Genomic DNA, 20,887 nt, shown 5'->3' on the forward strand with positions numbered 1-20,887 from the left:
CTTGCCAGAACCTTCCTAAAAAAGAGAATTAGCCTTGTCATCAACTGTATACTCATTTCTTTTTAAGACAATAACATTCACTGCCGGAGCGATGCTGCTGGTCACTATTCCTGATACTACTCAGGAAGGATCGGAAGAGGAACCATTGATGGAATTGGCATATGCCGATACCATTATTGATTCTACAAAAAGAAACGGCGATAAGAACAACCAAATCAATACCCAATGGAAGGATTACTATTCCAATCGGTTTGTTCAACCACGCCCGCGCACACCTTTTTACCTCAAGGATCCGTCCAATATTTCAACCAATATTTTACTCGATAGCTCGGGAAAAATAGGGGTAACGGAAAGGATTACTACGCCTACAGGTGGCCTTGATTATCGGGCACCTGAGCTTATGGAATTCGAAACCTACGACAAGGCACTTGAGGAAAGGGCATATCAGAGTCTACTACGAGAATATTCAGCGAGGCAGGATGGAAAAAGTCCGATGGGAGCCAGGGGTTTACTGCCCAAACTGGATATGCCACCGGCGCTGTCGAAATTGCTTGGAGATAATTTCATCAATTTTAAACCAACCGGGTTTGTAGCGCTGGACCTGGGCGTAATGCACCAGTTCCTGGATAATCCGGCGGTACCTATCCGTCAAAGGAAGAATACACAATTCATTTTTAATCAGCAGATTAATATCAATTTTGATGCGAAACTGGGCGATCAGCTCGGGTTTCAGACCAACTTCGATACCAAGGCCAACTTTAACTTTGAAAATGCGCTGAGGCTGAATTATAAAAATCCCGAGGAAAGCTTTATCCGCAAAATTGAAGCAGGAAATATCAACTGGGCTATAAACAGTCAGTTAATTCCCGGTGTTCAGAATTTGTTTGGTTTGAAGACTGACTTTCAGTTTGGTCGTTTGAGCGCCACTTTCGTCGCTTCTCAGCAAAGGTCGAATAAGGAACGGCTTGTATTGAGAGGTGGTGCACAAAGTCGTGAATTTGAATTGAAAGCAGATACCTACGATGAAAACAGAAACTTCTTTGTTTCCCAATATTTCCGAAATAATTACGAAAAAGCCCTCCGTTTGACTCCTCAAATCACTTCTGGTGTAACAATTACCAGAATGGAGGTATATGTCACAAACAGGACTACCACCACATCTACACTGCGTAACATCGTCGGATTCACGGATTTGGGAGAGCCGGTGCCTTATCGAACACAAGCTACTTATCTGCAACCTATCCGGTCAAATCTTCCTGCTGATAATGCAACCAACGGCTTGTATGCCAATATTATAACCGGAACGACATATCAGGGTTTCAGGCAGGTTGATAATACCAACGCGACATTAACAGGCGCGGGGCTCGCCAAAGCGACTGATTATGAGTTGTTACGAGGTTCCAAAAAGTTGGTAAACGGAGTTGACTATACCTTCCATCCGCAACTTGGATATGTTTCATTGACTGCTGCGCTTAGAAACGACGAAATTCTGGCAGTAGCATACGAGTATACCCTGAACGGTCGGTCATATAAAGTGGGGGAGTTAACGGAAGACTATCAGAACCGGAAAGATGATGAAGTTATCGCGTTGAAATTGCTGAAGTCGTCGACCATCCGGAACAATGTAAACTTGCCGATGTGGGATTTGATGATGAAAAACATTTACTCGCTCAGCACGAGTCAGATCGAGAAGAATGGCTTTCAACTTAAGATTATATACAAAGACGATAAGACGGGGATAGATAATCCCAACCTCCAGGAAAGTAGTATTGCCAATATTCCCCTGGTAAAATTGATGGGACTTGACCGGTTGAATCCAGTCAATGATATCCAACCCGACGGGAACTTTGACTTTGTTGAAGGGGTAACCGTGGATAGTAAAGCGGGGAAAATCATTTTTCCGGTACTCGAGCCGTTTGGGTCGACGCTGTCCTCTAAATTTGGACCGACTGAGGATGATTTTCGGACCAAATACGTCTTCAGTGAGCTCTATGATAAGACGATGATCGATGCGCAGCAGGTTGTTGCGAAGAATAAGTTTTTCTTAAAGGGATCATTCCAATCCACCGCCGGAACAACGGTTCAGCTGCCATTCAATGTTCTCGAGACTTCGGTTACTGTTACCTCCGGGGGCGTACCGCTCTCGGCAGGGTCTGACTATATCGTGGAAGCACAGATTGGACAGGTACGGATTATCAACCCAAGTGTCCTCAATTCGGGCCGGGAGATTGTAATTGAATATGAGCGACCTGATATGTTCCAGAATCAGATCAGGACTTTAGTTGGTACAAGACTGGACTATGTCGCAAACAGGAACCTGAGTGTTGGTTTGACAGCCATGAAATACAGGGAGCGGACTGCCGGATTTTTGACACGTGTTGCAATTGGTAATGAGCCAGTTAATAATACATTAATTGGTTTTGATATTAATTACAGAAAGGATGTGCCGTTCCTTACCAAATGGCTGGACAAACTTCCCCTGATTCAGACGAAGGAAATGTCTTCAATTCAGTTTAAAGCTGAATTTGCAAAGTTGTTTCCAGGGGTTGCGAAAGATGTGAATAACAGATCGCTCGTCGACGACTTTGAATCTGCTCGAACTGTATATGATCTGGCACGCCAACCTCAAAAATGGCGTTTGTCGAGTGTTCCTGATACGATGGATTTTCGTTCGGGATCAGATGGGAAGACACTTAATTATGGGTATAAGCGTGCGAAGATCTCTGCATATACTATTGACAATGTTTTCAATGGCACGAATGGGCTTGGTGGAGGGTATAATCCACCCCCAAACATTGATGAAACAGACCGGAAAAATTTTTACGAAAGAACCTTTCTGCCCACAGACATCTTCCCCAACAGATCAGTTGCAGGATTAGTGACGTATCCAACTAACATATTGGATATTGCATACTTCCCAAGCGAAAGAGGGATGTATAATTTTAATACGGATCTGACTTCTGACGGACGACTTAAAAATCCAGCCAGGAATTTCGGTGGTTTAACGAGAGCTATTACTTCGGATAATGATTTTGATAATGCCAATATTGAGAATATCGAATTCTGGATGTTGGACCCATTTATTACAGGTGACAATGGTAAAGTAAGAGACGGCGTTGAAAATAAAAACAACAACACGGGTGGTAAACTGGTTTTTAACCTCGGTGATATTGCCGAAGATGCAATTCCCGACGAACGGTATAACTTCGAAAACGGACTACCTCTTGTTCAAAAGGTGGTCGGAACGAATGTCGACTCAACAGCCTGGGGCTACGCTACAAAGTCACAGTATCTGATCAATGCTTTTAATAACGAACCGGGCGCCCGTGAAAAACAGGACGTTGGCTTGGATGGTTTGAGCAATGCCGAGGAGCAGGTTTTCTTTAGAGACTATATCAACAGATTGCCAGCAGGCCTCACGGCAGAGGCAAGAGAAAGTATTTTGAAGGATCCGTCCGGTGATGACTTTCAATTTTTCCTTGGAGCTGAGTTAGACGCGGCTGATGCCAAGGTGCTACAGCGCTATAAAAATTACGTTGGGATGGAGAATAACTCTCCGGAAAGTCAGGGTGCAGGAACGAACATTACCCCTGCGTCGACAAACGTGCCTGACGGTGAGGATCTGAATGTGGACAACACGATCAACGACAATGAGGCGTACTACGAATATCAAATAGACCTGAAACCAAATCAACTTCAGGTTGGAAGTGGATATATTGTTGATAAAACGGAAACAGACGGACAAAATTGGTATCTGTTCAGAGTGCCTATTAAGGAATTCGATAGAGCGGTGAATATCAATGGCTTCAAGTCCATTCGCTTTATCAGGATGTATCTAACGGAGTTTCAGCAGCCGGTCGTTTTACGTTTTGCGCAGCTTCAAATGGTGGGTCAGCAGTATAGAAAGTATACTTATGACCTTAACAGCGGCTCACAGCAGACGCCAGAGACCTACAACGCCAATCTTACCGTAGGAACTGCAAGCATTGAAGAAAATAGTGAAAAGGGCTCAGTGACGCCTACTGGCCGAAAATATCAATATGACCTGCCTCCTGGTTGGCAACGGGATCAGGATAATACTCAAAGACCACCGGTTCTGCTAAATGAGCAATCTATGACTCTTTGTGTAACCGACCTGAAGGACGGCGACTCGAGAGCAGTATATAAAAACGTGAATCTTGATCTTCTTTTCAGAAAGAGACTTCGTATGTATGTGCACATGCAGAATGATCAGGACGAGAACAATATGGTTGGGACGTTCATGAGAATAGGAACTGATCTCACGCTGAATTACTACGAAATCGGTCTTGCCAAATTAAAGGCAACCCTCCCGTCGGCCAGTAACCGGGAGGATATATGGCCACAGGAAAATGAATTCAACATCGAGCTCGCTCAGCTTATTAATGTCAAATCTCAGAGAAACAGACAAACAGGTATTGATCAGAGCAAGCCTTATACAATCACTACCGCAGACGGGGTATATGAAATAACGGTCGTAGGAAATCCGGATTTAAGTGCTGTAAAAGTGATGATGATTGGTGTTAAAAATCCAACATCCGATGATCAGAGATCAAAGAGCTTCTGTATCTGGGCAGACGAAATGCACGTGGAAGGCTTCGATGATAAGGGTGGATTTGCCGCCATTGCCCAATTGAACGCGAAGTTGGCAGATTTTGCAACAGTAACGGCTTCTGGACGGGTTGAGACTTTCGGTTTTGGAAGTGTTCAGCAACGTATCGGTGAAAGGAGCCGAAACCTGACCAAGGAATTTGGAATATCCTCCAATGTGTCTTTAGATAAGCTTTTGCCGCAAAATTGGGGTTTCAGTATTCCAATGTTTGTCAGCTACGATATGCGAAATGTCAGTCCGCATTTTGATCCACTGAATCCTGATACGGAGCTATCGACTTCATTGGATAATCTTTCGACGGACGAACAACGAGACGGATACCGAAGGATGGTAGAAGAACATGCCGTTAAGCGGGGTATCAATTTTTCCAATGTCCGAAAAGTCAAGACCACGCCCGGCGCGAAAAATCACTTCTATGATTTTGAAAATTTCGGGTTCACATATGCATTCAGCGATGATAAACGCAGGAATGTCCTGACGCAGGAATATACCCAGCGGATGTACAAAGCCGGTATTATTTATTCTTTCAGCACCCAGCCGAAGGCGATTGAACCTTTCAAAAAATGGCAGACAACAAATCGTTGGGGAGAGTTTGTAAAAGACTTCAACCTTACATTGCTGCCGAATACAGTGTCAATCTCCGCTGACGTAGACAGGACGTATCAGAAAACACAGCTCAGAAATGCCGACCTGACAACAGATGGTATTTTGCCTTATTACCAGAAGTTTTTCTGGTTTAACCGGAATTATGACCTCGGTTGGAATTTGACCCGTAACATGACTTTGCTATATCATGCTACTGCAAGCGCAATTATTGACGAGCCATATGGTGATATAAATACACAAGCTAAAAAAGATTCCCTCTGGTCAAATTTCAAGAAGCTGGGCCGTATGAAGAATTATTTCCAGAAGCTGGATCTTACATACCGTCTGCCTTTGGATAAAATACCGCTGCTGGACTGGATGGCTGCTGATTATCGCCATTCTGTTTCCTATCAATATCAGGCCAATGCATTGGGACTTGTGGATACCACGGGCGCTCTTTTTGGAGATGTGATAAGAAATAGTCGAGATCGGGGAATTAGTGGTCGTGTGGATTTAGTGGCCCTTTACAATAAAGTGAGGTATCTGAAATTTGCCAACACACCTTCTGCGGGTAGGAAGAACTTTGCGAGAAGTCCGGGGGATATTGAAGATATTGATATGCGGACGAATAATGTTGCCAAAAACCTGACTCGTCTTTTGATGACGGTGCGCGGTATCAATTTCAGCTACGCGATACAGGAAACAACTGCTTTACCAGGATATCTCCGCGCACCAAAATATTTTGGGCTCGATAATGCCAATGCGCCTGGAATTGAATTTGTATTAGGACAACAGGATCGGAATTTCCAGAAAAAGGCGGCATATAATGGGTGGATTACCACGAGCAAAGAGCAGAATCAGCCTTTTGAACAAACTGTTGCCAAGAAATTTACCGCAAATACAACACTCGAACCGATACGTGATTTGAAAATTACGATTGACGCGCAGTTTACACGGCAAGATGCCTATCAGGAATTCTATCGACCTGACTCACTTGGAGTGTTCACTTCGCAAAACCCGCTAAGAAACGGACAGTTTAGTATGTCGTTTTTATCTTTCCGGACGGCATTCGAAAAAGCGCACAAGGACAATTCTTCAGATGTATTTAATAAGTTTATTTCCTATCGCGCAATTGTTGCAGAGAGGTTGAACAACGAGAATACTAATGGAGGGGAATACAACGAAAACTCTCAGGATGTCTTGATAACGGCATTTTCGGCAGCATATCGTGGTAAAGATCCGACAACGGTAAGTACCAATCCGTTCCTGAAATTTCCACTACCGAACTGGGACGTAAACTATAGTGGTTTATCGCGTCTGCCAGGTTTCAAGAGATTGTTCAGCTCGTTTGTTTTACGCCATAAATATTCAGCAAATTATAGCGTAGGTAACTTTACGTCTTCGTTGAATTATGATGCGTTATATGTAAACCTGGCCGTAAACGGATATCCGCTGTCCTCTAAACTGAATGATCTTGGTCAGTATATACCAGTTTTTTCAATGAGCACGATCACTTTACAGGAGCAATTCAGGCCACTGTTGGGTGTTGAATTCCGTACTCAAAGTAAGATAACCGCCAGATTCGAGTACAACCGGGATAGGAGTGTAGCACTTGGTCTTTCCAACTCACAGGTAGCCGAGTTGTTCAACCAGGATCTGACAATGAATATCGGTTTTACCAAGAACAATGTGCCGCTTCCGTTTAAGATAAATGGGGTTAAAAAGAAGCTGAAAAACGATATGACAATGCAACTGGGGCTTGTTTTCAGGGATACCCGCTCTATTCAGCGTAAGTTTGACGGAGAGAATGTGCCGATAGCAGGGAATATCAATTTCCAGCTGAGACCGACGATTCAATATATGGTCAACAATCGTTTGAATTTTACTTTCTATCTGGATCGGACCTTCAATGATCCGCTCGTGTCCAATTCGTTTTACCGGTCGAGCACCTCGGGCGGAATTCAGTTGAAGTTCAATCTGGCTGAATAAAATTTCGATTTGGAAAATAGGAGATACATGGTGTAATTTGCGCCCGAAAATATTTACTGAAACTTACTAGTAATATCATGAATTTTCCATCAGAACTTAAATATACCGAAGATCACGAGTGGATTCGCGTGGAAGGAGCAATTGCTTACATTGGAATCACGGATCACGCTCAACAGGAATTGGGTGATATTGTTTACGTAGATATTAACACCGTCGGAGATGAGCTTGCGAAAGGTGATGTCTTCGGATCGGTAGAAGCGGTTAAGACTGTTTCGGATCTTTTCATCCCGGTTGCAGGAACAGTTCTGGAAGTAAACGAAGCTTTGGACGGAGAGCCGGAGCTTGTCAATAATGATCCATATGAAAAAGGCTGGATGGTTAAAATTCAGCTTGTAAGTCCTGAGGACGTCGACGGATTACTTTCAGCCGAAGAATACAAAAGTTTTATAGGTGCCTGATTGAAGCTCCCCAGGGAGCTTTTTTTATATACTGTTATTTTGGAAATAGGGAGTATATCAGATCATTAAGATATAATACTGAAAAGAATAGAGCTTAAATGAAAATTTTAATTAAGTCGGCTAAGATCATTGAAAAGAGTTCGCCTTTGAACGGTCAGATAAAAGATATTCTGGTTGAGGGCGGAGTTATCACAAAGATAGGAGACGGCTTAGTGGCCGATGATGCAACAATATACTCGGCTGATAATCTCCATGTTTCGACAGGATGGTTAGATATGAGAGTTGCCTCGCGTGATCCGGGTTTCGAGCATAAGGAAGATCTCACTTCTGTAAAAGAGGCGGCCGCACGCGGCGGGTTCACGGAAATTGTACTACTCCCTAATTCATCGCCGGTTGTTCATAGCAAAGATACCATTCGATATATCCTCAATTCTGACGGAAGCAGGGCCGTTCAATTGCATGTAGCAGCTGCCGTTACGCGTGATGCCAAGGGCGTTGATTTCACGGAAATGATGGATCTGCACAAGGCAGGGGCGATTGCTTTTACCGACGGAGAACATCCGGTGCAAAATGCAGATTTGCTGCTCAAATCGATACAGTATCTGCAGCCATTGAACACGCTGCTGATCAACAGGCCTGAAGATTACTATCTGGCATTGTATGGACAGATGCACGAAGGAATAACCAGCACGCTTATCGGAACCAAGGGTATCCCGTCGCTGGCCGAGGAAATGATGGTCATCCGCGACCTGAAACTTTTGGCCTACGCATTGGAAAATAAGGAATATGCTTCTGATATACCGTTACTTCACTTCACGCTGATCAGTACCCGCGTCGCGCTCGAATTGATTCGTGACGCGAAGAAGCAAGGCCTTCCTGTTTCTTGCGATGTAGCTGCCCATCAACTAGCGTTCACGGATGCGGATCTCATCGGGTTCGATACGAATCTGAAAGTAAGTCCGCCGTTCAGATCTGAGGATGATCGCACAGCTATAAAGGAGGCGTTGGCCGACGGGACAATCGACGCCATTGTTTCGGATCACAATCCGCATGACGAAGAATCAAAAAACCTGGAATTTGATCACGCGGACTTTGGGATTACTGGTCTGGAAACTACATTTTCGGTAGCACAGATGAATACTGGATTGCCTCTGGAAATTCTGATACAGAAATTCACGACCAACCCAAGAAAGGTATTGCGTATAGCTCAACCTGTTCTCGCTGAAGGCAGCAAAGCTAACCTGACTTTCTTTGTTCCGGAAGAGAAATGGGTTTTTGATAAGACTTATTCAAAATCAAAGAATACGCCTTTTTTAGGCAAAGAATTAAAAGGTAAAGTTCACGGAGTAATAAATCAAGGCGAATCACTCTGGTTTTCCTAAAGAAGCATGAAGGGTGAGTAATCACTCATTCACTCAAAATCTAAAAAATGAAGTCCATTATAGCGTATTTTAATAAACCGATTTTAAAACTTTCCCTTTTGTTTGGTTTGGTTGCGGGGATTCTGGTGTTCGCGTTTTTCCTAGGGTTGTATGCAATGGGAAAAGTGCCGTTGGGTAATAATAAAGTTTTGGACTTCGGTATCAACGTCATTATGATGGCGGGCGCTTGCTGGTATTATAGAAAGACGGTAGGAAAAGGATTTCTACATCTTTGGGAAGCACTGACGATTTGCTATGTTGTCAATATAATTGCAGCTTTTGTCGCTGGTTGGGCGATATACCTTTTTGTAACTTATGTGGATCCGTCGCTTTTTACAAAGTACCTGGCGGAAATGGCAGCGTTAATGCAACAAGGCAAGGCAGATTTGGTGAAAAACATTGGCGAGGCAGAGTATGCCAAATTATTTGGTAGTATTCAGCAAATGAAAACTTCGGAGATAATAACGGACGAGATCAGCAAGAAAACCGTCATGGGGATTATTCCAATTCTGATTATTTCTCTAATATTGAGAAAACAGGATTACGGTTTGTATCAGGACAGGAAGTAGCTGTGGAGCTGTTAGCAAATAGCTTTTAGTTTTTGCATGGCAAAGTGATTGGGGAAGACATGATGCTCGTTAATAGCTGACATGATATTTCGATAGTTGATAAATCCAAAATGGTTTTGATGTTGAATCCATCAAAAACTAATACCTGACCACTAACATCTAACCGCTAAAAAAATGGAAGAAAAAGTTTCTACTGCCAGAGTTGCGCTTAAATACGGCGTTTTGTTTTCTGTCGTGATTATGATTTACACGACGATTCTTAATGTTGCCGGACTGTCACAAAATAAAACACTTTCGTCCTTGACCTTCGTGATTCTTATCGTTGCGATCGTTTTGGGGATGAGGAATTTCAAAGAACAGAATCATGGCTTTATGTCTTATGGCGAAGGCATAGGGGTTGGAGCTTTGATATCTGCCATTATGGGATTGTTGGGGTCGGCATTTGGCATGTTTTATATGCAGTTTATTGACAATACTATTTTGTCTCAAGCCCTGGACAAAGCCAGAGCGGATATGGAAGCAAAAGGCATGGACGACGCCCAAATTGACCAAGCCATGGAATTGTCTCAAAAATTCATGTCTCCCGGAATTATGTTCATAATTGGACTGGTGGGTTATCTCCTAATGGGCGTTATTCTGTCATTAATTATTTCTTTGATCATCCGTAAGGAAAAGCCGGTGTTCGAATAGGTCTTATATTGCTTTAGATTCTTTAAATACGCTGGAAGTGTTAGCAATTTTTCAAAAGGAAATTGGGTCGTTTTTCAATTCGCTCATCGCCTATATTGTGATGGCGGTATTTTTGACGTCGGTAGGGTTGATCGTATGGGTTTTTCCGGATTCAAACGTGCTGGACTATGGATATGCCGACCTGGCTTCCTTTTTTTACCTGACACCATATGTGTTGCTGTTCCTGATTCCGGCGATTACCATGAGGTCATTTTCAGAGGAAATCAGAAATGGTACACTCGAACTATTGCTTACCAAGCCTTTGCTCAGGCGGGATCTGATACTGGGGAAATTTTTCGCCAACTGGCTATTGGTGATATTGATGCTATTGCCGACAGCTCTTTATTATTTTAGTTTGTTTGAACTAGGAAACCCGAAGGGTAATATAGATTCGGCTGGCGTTTTCGGATCTTATTTGGGACTTGTTTTATACAGTGGCGTGGTCGTGTCGATCGGAATATTTACTTCCTCACTAAACAGCAATCAGATTGTCGCCTTCATCTTGGGCATATTTATCTCGTTTGTTTTTTACATTGGTTTTGGATCTGTTTCTAGTCTGTTCGGGAGCGGTATCATGGCCCAGATTACCAGTGGACTTGCTTTGGATGAACAATATCGTTCGCTCGGTAAAGGTTTAATCGACTCACGGAATGTGATTTATCTAGTCAGTCTGATCACGTTTTTTATTTTTCTTACATTATGGCGGATCAAGTCTATGCAAAACTAGTTCGCATATTTCCCTATGATGTGGCTCAGGGCTAAATTTACGGGGATCGCCAAAAATCTTTTCCGCTCATAAACTCTTATTCAATCTAAACGTCTGATTTTGTTCGTATATAAACAAAAGAACGCGACAAATGATGATGATAGATCTCGCACATAATTCGTATTTAATTTTGCAACCGTCACGACGGTTGTTCAGGCCCTCTTTAAGGTACCAATCAAATAATTATGGCGATTTAACAGAGTGGAACGGAAATTTTATTAGCTTGCTAATAATCGAAAAACTACACAGTAATAAGCAGCATCTGGTGACTGGTAAGCTAAAATACTCGGAAGAGGAATTGGTGGCCGCTCTCAAACGAAATGAGAGGGTCGCTTTTGAATTCCTGTACGACCATTATTCCGGAGCCCTGTTTAATATTATCTCAAAGACTGTTAAGGACGGAGAAAGAGCGGCAGATGTATTACAGGAATCGTTTCTGAAAATATGGAAGAATATTGCATCCTATAATCCTGAGAAAGGTAGATTGTTTACCTGGCTCATGAACATTGCGCGGAATTCTGCGATTGATGCAGTGAGAATGGAGGGGAGAAAACCGGTGATGAATGATATTCATGATCCGGTAGCGCAAAATGAACCTGACGAAAGTGACTATCATCACACTGGATCGACGGAGCTAAAAGCAGTCATTGATTTGCTTAGACCGGAGAGAAAAGTATTGATAGATCTGGCATATTTTCAGGGTTTCACACATGAGGAGATATCGGATCAGCTCAATATACCATTGGGGACAGTTAAGTCGCGGATCAGAACAGCTATTCAAGAGTTAAAACAATACTTTGAAGTATGAATATCCAAGCTTACATAGAGTCTGGAATATTGGAAGAATATGTCTTGGGCATTGTTTCTACGCAGGAGAAACAGGAGGTAGAGTGTATGTCACATATTTATCCTGAAATAAAGGAAGAATTGTTACGTACTGAAATGGCTTTGGAGGAATATGCTTTACGACACCGAACAGAACCGCCGGCTGGATTGAAAGATTCGATCTTCGGGAAAATGACGTTTGGAGGAGAGTTACCAAAAGCAAGTGAGGAAGAAGCGGAAGAATTGACCGAGAACGAAATTTCTCCAGAACCAGTGATTGAGCGCCGTTTGGACTCAACAGTATTGGAGCGCACAACAGTAATTACGCCTATGTGGGCCAAATTCGCTGCAGCTGCGTCGGTTGTGTTGGCCTTGCTTCTAGGATGGCATGCGAATAAGATCAATACGATGAAAGCGGAAGCCAGCCGGATGGCAGAGCGTATTGATACGTTGAAAAAGGAAATGGATTATACCAATCAGGTTGCACAGGTATATCGCAATCCTGCCATGAAAGTAATTCAGCTGAAGGGGCTTGAAAAATCCCCGCAAAGCGCAGTCACTGCACTTTGGGATGTGAATACGAATGATGTGATGCTGGATGTGCACAATCTGCCCAAGCCTCCTGCCGGCAAACAATATCAGTTATGGAGTATTGTAAATGGAACTCCGGTAGATATTGGGATGCTTGACAGCGAGTATGAGGGCAAGATTCTTAAAATGAAACAAACTAAGGCCGGTCCGGTTGCATTTGCAATTACGTTGGAAAAAGAAGGGGGAAGCCCGGTTCCTACCATGGACCAGATGTTTGTGATGGGAAGCGTTTAACAAATGAGTTAACATAGAATGTTATATAGGGAGAGCGGATCTACAAAATCCGCTCTTCTTTTTTTGAATCCATGTCATTAAGCTGGAGTACATTTCGTCTAAATTTCAAAAATGAAGCGCGTAAGATTCGAAAAATGGAACAACATTTAAGATATTATACGTTGTATTTATGCAGCTTTTGCAGGATTTATATTTAAAAAACAGGTAGAGTTAGGAGTTGATAAATGGTTATTGAGATGATATTGATGAAGTTATCCAGGATCGTCGATCCAATAATATTAAAAATAGATGAGTGGCTGGACTCAGGTATTAAGATTTTCCCGAACCTGATAGCGGCGTGTATTTTGATGATCGGGTTCAGATTTTTGGCCAATTACGGGAGCAAACTTGTTGGTCGTTTTTTGACGAGGATTTCAAGTAATGAAGCGTTGGTCAGCCTTTTGTCAGCACTCACCCGCATTGTCATTGCTGTTATCGGATTGTTTTTTGCGTTAGGTATATTGGGTCTGGAGAAAACAGTTGCCTCACTTCTGGCAGGGGCGGGAGTTTTGGCTTTGGCCGTAGGTTTTGCCTTTCAGGATTTGACTACCAACTTCATTTCCGGAGCCTTCATAGCGATTCAACGGCCGATTAAAGTGGGTGATATTATTGAGACGAACGGATTTATGGGGAAAGTAAAATCCATTAATCTACGGTCTGTAACACTGGACAATTTTGCCGGACAACAGGTTGAACTTCCTAGTAAGGATATATTTCAGAAGCCTATAACGAACTATTCCTTCACAGGTGAGCGACGGGTCACGGTAGATTGTGGCGTCGATTACAATACAGATTTAACGGTTTCGGAACAGGTTGCGCTAGCCGCGGTTCGTTCGCTCGATTTTTTGAGTAAAACACGTGTCGTGGAATTTAACTATACCAAATTTGGCGACAGTAGCATTGATTTTCAGATTCAATTCTGGATTGATCAGGATAAAACGGGACCTGGGCCAGCAAAGAGCGCGGCTATCAAGGCGATAAAAACTGCATTTGATGCAAATAAAATTTCAATTCCATTTCCGGTTCGGACACTGGAATATGTGCCTATTAAAGAACCGGACCATCAGCAATCTCACGCCGCTGAATAAATTGGGTACAAAAAAACTCCTGAGCGATCAGGAGTTTTTTTGATATCAGAATATTCGAAACTTCTCAGTAACGGTAAGTTTCACCTTTGAATGGGCCTTCTGTGGAAACACCGATATAAGCCGCTTGTTCATCAGAAAGGATATCCAGTTTCGCTCCTACGTGAGCCAGGTGCAAAGCAGCTACTTTTTCATCCAATACTTTTGGAAGCACATATACCTTTTTCTCGTAGGCAGCTGTATTAGTCCAAAGTTCAAGCTGAGCAAGCGTCTGGTTCGAGAACGAGCATGACATCACATATGATGGGTGACCCATTGCGCAACCAAGATTAACCAAGCGACCTTCCGCCAACACGATAATATCCTTTCCTTCAACAGAATAGATATCAACTTGTGGTTTGATCTGAGACTTCGTGTCGCCATATGTTTTGTTCAACCAAGCCATATCGATTTCATTGTCGAAGTGACCAATGTTACAAACTACAGCTTTGTCACGCATGTTCAGGAAGTGACGATCAGTAATGATCTTGTAGTTTCCTGTTGCAGTGACGAAGATATTTGCACGAGGTACAGCTTCGTCCATAGTTACCACTTCGTATCCGTCCATTGCAGCCTGAAGTGCGCAGATTGGATCGATTTCAGTAACCAAAACACGGCAACCAGCTCCTCTTAATGATTCGGCAGAACCTTTACCCACGTCACCATAACCTGCTACTACTGCAACTTTACCAGCAAGCATCAAGTCAGTTGCGCGACGGATAGAATCTACAAGCGATTCACGGCAGCCATATTTGTTGTCAAATTTAGATTTCGTAACTGAGTCGTTAACGTTGATTGCAGGCAAGTGCAAAGTTCCGTTTTTGTAACGCTCGTATAGACGGTGAACACCAGTTGTAGTTTCTTCCGACAGCCCCTTGATGCCTTCGATCAATTCAGGATATTCGTCGAAAACCATGTTGGTGAGGTCACCACCATCGTCTAATATCATATTAAGTGGTGCGCGCTCTTCTCCGAAAAACAAAGTTTGCTCGATACACCAGTTAAATTCTTCTTCGTTCATCCCCTTCCATGCGTAAACCGGAATTCCAGCTGCTGCGATAGCCGCTGCTGCGTGATCCTGAGTTGAGAAAATGTTACAAGAAGACCAGGTAACATCAGCTCCCAAAGCTGTTAACGTTTCGATCAAAACGGCAGTTTGGATGGTCATGTGCAGACATCCTGCGACACGCGCTCCTTTCAAAGGTTGAGAAGGGCCATATTCTGCACGGATTGACATCAAGCCCGGCATTTCAGCCTCCGCAAGGGTAATTTCTTTACGACCCCATTCAGCCAACGATATGTCTTTTACTTTGTACGGAATGTACGTTTCTGTGGACGTTGCCATATTTATAAGTTTATAGTGATTCCTATTTGTGGCAAAAATAACTATAAAAACTAGGCAAGGGAATATTAGTAGATACTAATTCCGGATTCTATCTAAAATTTAGATAATTTATCTCTGTATGCCTGTTATCTCAGATATGGGGAGTGATTATTAGAAGTGAGGCAGTTGGAAGTAGATATTTTGTCGTGGAGCTTCGGCAGACGAACTTCGGCTATCAGATGGTCGATCATTAATAGATTAGTGACGATATACGGTTTTCTTGATTTGGGGACACCGTTATAATACAAATCGGCTCAAAGCGACCAGATTAAGGTTGCTCTGAGCCGAAAGCCGACTGCCGAAGGCTGAAGTTAAATCAGCACTGCAAAACTCTTAAAAATCGCCCCGATACGAACTGCGTCAAAGATTCTTGCCTGGCTTCCGCCGTGGTTTAATACCGATTGTTCGTGTGAAGTCACGCACATTTCGCAACCGTTTAGAGACGAAACAACAAGGCTTAGCAATTCAAAGAATTCTTTTCCCAAAACCGGATTCACCATTATACTCATTTTGATTCCTGCCGGTGCAGTATTGTAATATTCCTTGTCCATGAAGTGACGGAAACGGTAGAATACGTTATTTGCGTTCATCAAAGACACACAAGCAGTAACTTCTGCCAATTCTTTTTCGTCAGCTCCTTCATTGACGGCCAGTTCTTCGATAGCAGTTATTAAAGTTGTATTTTTTTCATTTACAGCAACAGACAAGGCTATCAGTAAAGACTCTTTTCTTGCGATGTTTTGAGATTTCAAAACGTTTCCAAGATTGATTTTCAGGTCTTTTAAATAGCGGTGATCAAGTGCTGCAAGCTTGTCGATTAATACGCTTTCGAAATCCGAAGGCAAATTATTTTCTTTATACAGCGAGTCTTTGGTACTCCCTGTTGTTGCAAATGGATACATGATTTTTGGAGATTGGAATTGGTGAGAGCATTGTAGACTTTCCAGATCGCGATAATCTGGAAAGTCTTTTAAAGCCGGAGAGGCTACCTGGCTTATGCCAAAGTTGCTTCTCCTTTTTGCCAGTTACATGGGCAAAGTTCGTCAGTTTGAAGTGCATCCAATACACGGATAACTTCTCCTACGTTACGTCCTACTGAAAGGTCATTTACGCTTACCCAACGAATAATTCCTTGTGGATCAACGATATATGTTACACGGTAAGCGATTTTTTCGTTTGCTTCAAGAATACCCAATTCTTCCGCAAGAGACTTGGAAGTGTCAGCAAGCATAGGGAAACGAAGATCACGAAGATCGTCGTGGTTCTTGCGCCATGCCAGGTGAACGAACTCACTGTCAGTAGATGCACCGATCAAAATAGTATCACGATCAGAGAAATCATCAACATGCTTTCCGAATTCAGCGATCTCGGTAGGGCAAACAAAAGTAAAGTCTTTTGGCCACCAGAACATCACCATCCACTTGTCAGCATTTTTATGATCGTCTGAAGTGATATCATAAAATTCATTTCCTTTTTCAAGAGAAACTACCGCAGTCTTTTTAAATTCAGGGAAAACTGACCCTACTGATAACAGTCTATTAGCCATAACTTTTTTGATGTCTGTGTTTTGTACTTTATTGTTGGTTACAAAACTAGTCATGACCGCTCTGCCTGTCAAGTATACACGTGGTACTATTAAAGGAAAGACTTGACTCAAATCAACGAATTTGATTTCTTCTATTATGATTCGCTATTAATAGATATTATCTATATTGTCATCAAATTTGATAATATGAATATTTTTATAAATTAATATAAAAATTGTTTATCCGGGAAGCAGCCCCAGGATAGTTTCCAACGCCATACCGCGTGATCCTTTAATCAGAAAATGGGTATTTTCCTGCGGGTTGTCCATGACCCAGTTATGAAGCGAGAATTTATCAGGGAAATAGTATGCCTTTGGAAGTGCAGCCAGCGCATGTTGCATATGCTTGCCAGCGAGTATCACGATATCAAATGAATGTCCTGCGATGAGTTTTCCCAAGGCTTCATGTTCAACAGCCGATTCGTTACCTAACTCAAGCATATCTCCCAAAATGACAATCTTTCTTTTCGCATCCAGTTTGGCGAAGTTGTCTATCGCTGCGGCCATTGATGACGGGTTTGCGTTATATGCGTCCATAAGAACCATATTGCTGCCCTTTTGAACGAATTGAGAACGATTGTTATCCGGCGTATACCCAGAAACAGCTTCCAAAGCGTCTGCATCTTCCACTTCAAAATACTTTCCTACAGCCAAGGCAGCACATATATTATCGAAATTGTATTTCCCAGGAAGATGAGTAACGGATGTTTTATTGGCAGTTTTGAAAACAACGACGGGTGACTCTTCTATTAATTCGGGGTTGATAATGCCGGAGGCGGAGCAATAAAAAACGATCTCGCCAAAAGCGCGACGCTTGCTCACCATTTCCATCACAGTGTCATTTGTCGCATTTACAAAAACAGTACCCTTCTTTTTCGACAGATAATCGAAAAGCTCACCTTTTCCCTTCATAATCCCAGCAACACCGCCGAAACCTTCCAAATGCGCTTTGCCTATATTAGTGATCAAACCGTGAGTCGGCTGGGCAATACCACATAACATCGCGATTTCCTGTTGGTGATTGGCACCCATTTCAACAATGGCCATTTCGTAACGTTTCGGATCGATGGCGAGCAAAGTAAGTGGTACGCCAATATGATTATTCAGATTCCCCTTTGTCGCGTAAGTCTTGTACTTCATCGAAACAACCTTGGAAATCAATTCCTTAGTCGTCGTTTTTCCGTTACTTCCGGTCAGGGCGATTACTGGAAATTCGAATGTTTTACGGTGGTGTTTTGCCAATTCCTGTAGTGCCGTCAGCACATCTTCCACCAAAAGAAACCTGTCGTCTTTTACCGCCTCGTTATCGTCGACCACGGCAAAACTTGCTCCGCCTTCAAGCGCCTGAGCGGCATATTTGTTGCCATCAAAATTATCGCCTTTCAAAGCGAAAAAGATACCGCCCGCTACAACCTGACGGGTATCAGTAAATACAGACGGATTTTTGAGGTATATCGAGTAAAGTTCTTCGATAGAAGTAAACATATGAAAGCTGGAATTGTAAAAACAGTCTATTAAAGTTTGTCACTGCGCTCAATCAAAACGTATATGTTTTCGTTAGGTTTACATATTCTATTCGTTTCTGCCACACAGGCGGGACAAAATTAACGGATTATTCAACAACGATGCGAATCTACTTTACCTCTTTCTTTTTGTGTTTGTCACTACTTTGGAATATCATACCGACATTGGCGCAGGACGGTTGGTTTAAACCGGACACCGCAATTGTAGTGACAAAAGGAGGAAGTAATTTATTGAATCCTTGGGCGGGCGGGTTAAATGCCATGCAGTTTTGTAAAATGGATCTCAATTTTGACGGCACCGAAGATTTGGTGGTTTTCGACCGTACGAATAGCAAAATCAGCACCTACACTGCCGAAGCTGCCGTGGGCGGTGTGAACAAAGTGTATCAGCATGCACCTGCATATGAGCTCAAGTTTCCTCATATGGACAACTGGATGATCCTCGCCGACTATAATAACGATGGGTTGAAGGACCTTTTCGCCAGTACTTCCTTGGGCATAACGGTATATCAGCAGGTGAGGTCGGGAACGTCATTTGAGTTTGTTCTTCAAAGGGATGCACTATATACCAAAGGATTGTCAGGTCCGCTGAACCTTCAGGTCGGGGGAACAGATATTCCGGCTATTACGGATATAGACGGAGATGGCGATATGGACGTGCTCACTTTCGACTTTTCGGGTACATATATAGAGATGCATCAAAATTTGAGCATGGAAAAGTTTGGTGTACCTGATAGTCTGGGCACTTCTGGCGCTCCGGTCTATGCCAGAAACGGCCAATGCTGGGGGAATTTTCATAAAGGAGATAATAACGATTTTGTTTTTGGCGACGATTGTGGCGTGGTCGATATGTCCGGAATGAAAATCCTGCATGCAGGAAATTCGATACTATTACATGATGTTAACGGCGATGGATTTAAGGACTTGTTGGTCGGGCATATCAGTAATGATCATATATCGGTACTATATAATACGGTCCCCGGCATGGCAGCCGACTTTACGAGTTTTACTCATAACTATCCCGTGCCGGACCCGATTCAGTTTCAGATTTTCCCGGCCGTGTTTATGGAGGATATCGATTTCGATGGTGTAAAGGATTTGATTGCTTCCCCGAACGTATCTTCCAATGAAGGTAATCTGATGGATTTTCAGTCCTCAAACTGGTATTATCACAACAATGGAACGGATGGCAAGCCCGTCTTTGAACTTAAGCAAAAGAACTTCTTACAAGATCAGATGGTGGATGTTGGTGAAAACGCCGCTCCCTCATTTTTTGATATCGACGGAGACGGAGACCTTGATATGGTTATTGGAACTGGGGGAATAGCAGGCTCCGGAGATTTTAAAGGCAAATTGATTCTTTTAAGAAACAACGGCACCGCTGCCAGACCGTCATTTGATTATGAATCAGATAATTACCTCAATATCCCGGCGTCCTTTTCGATTTATAATATCAAACCGCAATGGGCAGATTTCAACGGAGACGGAATTTTGGATCTGGGTTTTGCAGGCATATCACCTGTTACTTTGAAATTTGAATACAGGTATATCCCAAATCGCTCGACTTCCGGTGGAGCTCAATTAAATCTGAATGAGGCAGTTACGATTGCCATGTTAGATACACAAATTGGTGATTCGCCATTTTTCTATGATACCGATCGAGACGGCGATCTGGATTTGCTCGTTGGCAAACCGCAGGGGAATATTGTGTATTACAAAAATACGGGTTCTTCCAAGCAATACACTTTTAACCAGGAGACAGACCAATTCGCCGGAGTTTCAGTGAATTATGAAGGGCGGTATGTAGCTCCGGTTATTGCAGATATTGATCTGGACGGCAAACTGGATCTGCTGACTGTTGATCATACTGGCAGCATCCGTATGTTTTATGATGGTGAATTTGGAGCCTGGACAAAACGGGAAAATTTGCTCGTGAAATATAATGGAAAAGGAACTGCACCTGAGTTGGGCAACTATCTATATGCTTCCGTAGCCGATTATAACCAAGACGGGAAGCCGGACGTGGCGGTCGGAACTAATGCCGGAGGCGTGCGAATCTTCGCAAATATTCTTCCCGTAGTTATAACCGGTGTTGAGCCATCTACTGGTTTTGACGCAAAAACATATCCCAATCCTGCAGACGAAATTGTCACGGTTTATTCCACCGAAAATGCATTATTAAACATTGTCAATCTGAGTGGAAGGCTCGTGCGGAAGAACATTTCAATCGCAAAAAATCAGGAAAATCGGATTGAAACCAAAAACTTGCCCACTGGTTTATACCTATTTGAAATCCAGTATAATGACCAAAAGTTGGTTAAGAAGGTTTTGATAAAGTAGCAAAACTGGTTCTTAAAGCTGGTAATCAATATTGAAGTTTGAGTAAACAAGTTGCCCGAAACACTTTTGTAAGCTGTTCAAATTGATTCACTAAT

Annotated in this window: 14 protein-coding genes; 10 read left to right on the forward strand and 4 right to left on the reverse strand. The window is 42.8% G+C overall.

Going from position 1 to position 20,887, the window contains the following annotated elements:
- Positions 1 to 34: 34 nt before the first annotated feature.
- From sov to AC1XUD_RS15495, 9 genes are all read left to right on the forward strand, one after another.
- Positions 35 to 7,204 (forward strand): T9SS outer membrane translocon Sov/SprA, encoded by a 7,170-nt coding sequence (gene sov / locus AC1XUD_RS15455; RefSeq protein WP_483361925.1) that lies wholly within the window; start codon positions 35 to 37, stop codon positions 7,202 to 7,204.
- A 77-nt stretch (positions 7,205 to 7,281) separates the two neighbouring features.
- Positions 7,282 to 7,662, forward strand: a complete 381-nt coding sequence (gene gcvH / locus AC1XUD_RS15460) for a glycine cleavage system protein GcvH (protein WP_483361926.1) — start codon at positions 7,282 to 7,284, stop codon at positions 7,660 to 7,662.
- 98 nt (positions 7,663 to 7,760) lie between these two features.
- The gene (locus tag AC1XUD_RS15465) at positions 7,761 to 9,044 is read left to right on the forward strand and encodes a dihydroorotase (protein ID WP_483361927.1); all 1,284 of its coding nucleotides are present in this window, start codon (positions 7,761 to 7,763) and stop codon (positions 9,042 to 9,044) included.
- 47 nt (positions 9,045 to 9,091) lie between these two features.
- The gene (locus tag AC1XUD_RS15470) at positions 9,092 to 9,652 is read left to right on the forward strand and encodes a DUF4199 domain-containing protein (RefSeq protein ID WP_483361928.1); all 561 of its coding nucleotides are present in this window, start codon (positions 9,092 to 9,094) and stop codon (positions 9,650 to 9,652) included.
- A gap of 174 nt (positions 9,653 to 9,826) precedes the next feature.
- Positions 9,827 to 10,342 carry a DUF4199 domain-containing protein gene (locus AC1XUD_RS15475; RefSeq protein WP_483361929.1) on the forward strand — a complete coding sequence of 172 codons (516 nt, stop codon included), beginning with the start codon at positions 9,827 to 9,829 and terminating at the stop codon, positions 10,340 to 10,342.
- 37 nt (positions 10,343 to 10,379) lie between these two features.
- Complete coding sequence (gene gldF, locus AC1XUD_RS15480) at positions 10,380 to 11,108, forward strand: gliding motility-associated ABC transporter permease subunit GldF (protein ID WP_483361930.1); 729 nt, start codon at positions 10,380 to 10,382, stop codon at positions 11,106 to 11,108.
- Between the two features lie 304 nt (positions 11,109 to 11,412).
- Positions 11,413 to 11,955 (forward strand): RNA polymerase sigma factor, encoded by a 543-nt coding sequence (locus tag AC1XUD_RS15485; RefSeq protein ID WP_483361931.1) that lies wholly within the window; start codon positions 11,413 to 11,415, stop codon positions 11,953 to 11,955.
- A complete protein-coding gene (locus AC1XUD_RS15490; protein ID WP_483361932.1) occupies positions 11,952 to 12,797 on the forward strand; it encodes an anti-sigma factor in 846 nt (281 codons plus the stop codon). Before AC1XUD_RS15485 ends, AC1XUD_RS15490 begins: the two co-directional genes overlap by 4 nt.
- Before the next feature lie 245 nt (positions 12,798 to 13,042).
- Positions 13,043 to 13,924 (forward strand): mechanosensitive ion channel family protein, encoded by an 882-nt coding sequence (locus AC1XUD_RS15495; protein WP_483361933.1) that lies wholly within the window; start codon positions 13,043 to 13,045, stop codon positions 13,922 to 13,924.
- Between the two features lie 64 nt (positions 13,925 to 13,988).
- On the opposite strand, the gene ahcY is transcribed toward AC1XUD_RS15495, so the two are convergent.
- The 4 genes from ahcY to AC1XUD_RS15515 form a co-directional block, all read right to left on the reverse strand.
- The gene (ahcY, locus tag AC1XUD_RS15500; protein ID WP_483361934.1) at positions 13,989 to 15,305 is read right to left on the reverse strand and encodes an adenosylhomocysteinase; all 1,317 of its coding nucleotides are present in this window, start codon (positions 15,303 to 15,305) and stop codon (positions 13,989 to 13,991) included.
- A 350-nt stretch (positions 15,306 to 15,655) separates the two neighbouring features.
- A complete protein-coding gene (locus tag AC1XUD_RS15505; RefSeq protein ID WP_483361935.1) occupies positions 15,656 to 16,246 on the reverse strand; it encodes a carboxymuconolactone decarboxylase family protein in 591 nt (196 codons plus the stop codon).
- Positions 16,247 to 16,338: 92 nt separating this feature from the next.
- Positions 16,339 to 16,890, reverse strand: a complete 552-nt coding sequence (locus AC1XUD_RS15510) for a peroxiredoxin (protein WP_483361936.1) — start codon at positions 16,888 to 16,890, stop codon at positions 16,339 to 16,341.
- A 219-nt stretch (positions 16,891 to 17,109) separates the two neighbouring features.
- Entirely contained in the window at positions 17,110 to 18,414 is a 1,305-nt protein-coding gene (locus AC1XUD_RS15515) for a UDP-N-acetylmuramoyl-tripeptide--D-alanyl-D-alanine ligase (RefSeq protein WP_483361937.1), read from the reverse strand.
- A gap of 140 nt (positions 18,415 to 18,554) precedes the next feature.
- Here AC1XUD_RS15515 and AC1XUD_RS15520 point away from each other — a divergent pair, with 140 nt between their 5' ends.
- A complete protein-coding gene (locus tag AC1XUD_RS15520; protein ID WP_483361938.1) occupies positions 18,555 to 20,792 on the forward strand; it encodes a T9SS type A sorting domain-containing protein in 2,238 nt (745 codons plus the stop codon).
- Positions 20,793 to 20,887 lie beyond the last annotated feature (95 nt).

The sequence above is a fragment of the Dyadobacter sp. HNCC25DJ184 genome (genome assembly GCF_056895215.1).

Bases quoted from the DNA above. Each gene is read 5' to 3' on its own strand.
- AC1XUD_RS15520 (WP_483361938.1), top strand. From the start codon at position 18,555: ATGCGAATCTACTTTACCTCTTTCTTTTTGTGTTTGTCACTACTTTGG.
- AC1XUD_RS15490 (WP_483361932.1), top strand. From the start codon at position 11,952: ATGAATATCCAAGCTTACATAGAGTCTGGAATATTGGAAGAATATGTC.
- AC1XUD_RS15510 (WP_483361936.1), bottom strand. From the start codon at position 16,890: ATGGCTAATAGACTGTTATCAGTAGGGTCAGTTTTCCCTGAATTTAAA.
- ahcY (WP_483361934.1), bottom strand. From the start codon at position 15,305: ATGGCAACGTCCACAGAAACGTACATTCCGTACAAAGTAAAAGACATA.
- AC1XUD_RS15515 (WP_483361937.1), bottom strand. From the start codon at position 18,414: ATGTTTACTTCTATCGAAGAACTTTACTCGATATACCTCAAAAATCCG.
- AC1XUD_RS15495 (WP_483361933.1), top strand. From the start codon at position 13,043: ATGAAGTTATCCAGGATCGTCGATCCAATAATATTAAAAATAGATGAG.
- AC1XUD_RS15470 (WP_483361928.1), top strand. From the start codon at position 9,092: ATGAAGTCCATTATAGCGTATTTTAATAAACCGATTTTAAAACTTTCC.
- gcvH (WP_483361926.1), top strand. From the start codon at position 7,282: ATGAATTTTCCATCAGAACTTAAATATACCGAAGATCACGAGTGGATT.
- AC1XUD_RS15505 (WP_483361935.1), bottom strand. From the start codon at position 16,246: ATGTATCCATTTGCAACAACAGGGAGTACCAAAGACTCGCTGTATAAA.
- AC1XUD_RS15475 (WP_483361929.1), top strand. From the start codon at position 9,827: ATGGAAGAAAAAGTTTCTACTGCCAGAGTTGCGCTTAAATACGGCGTT.
- AC1XUD_RS15465 (WP_483361927.1), top strand. From the start codon at position 7,761: ATGAAAATTTTAATTAAGTCGGCTAAGATCATTGAAAAGAGTTCGCCT.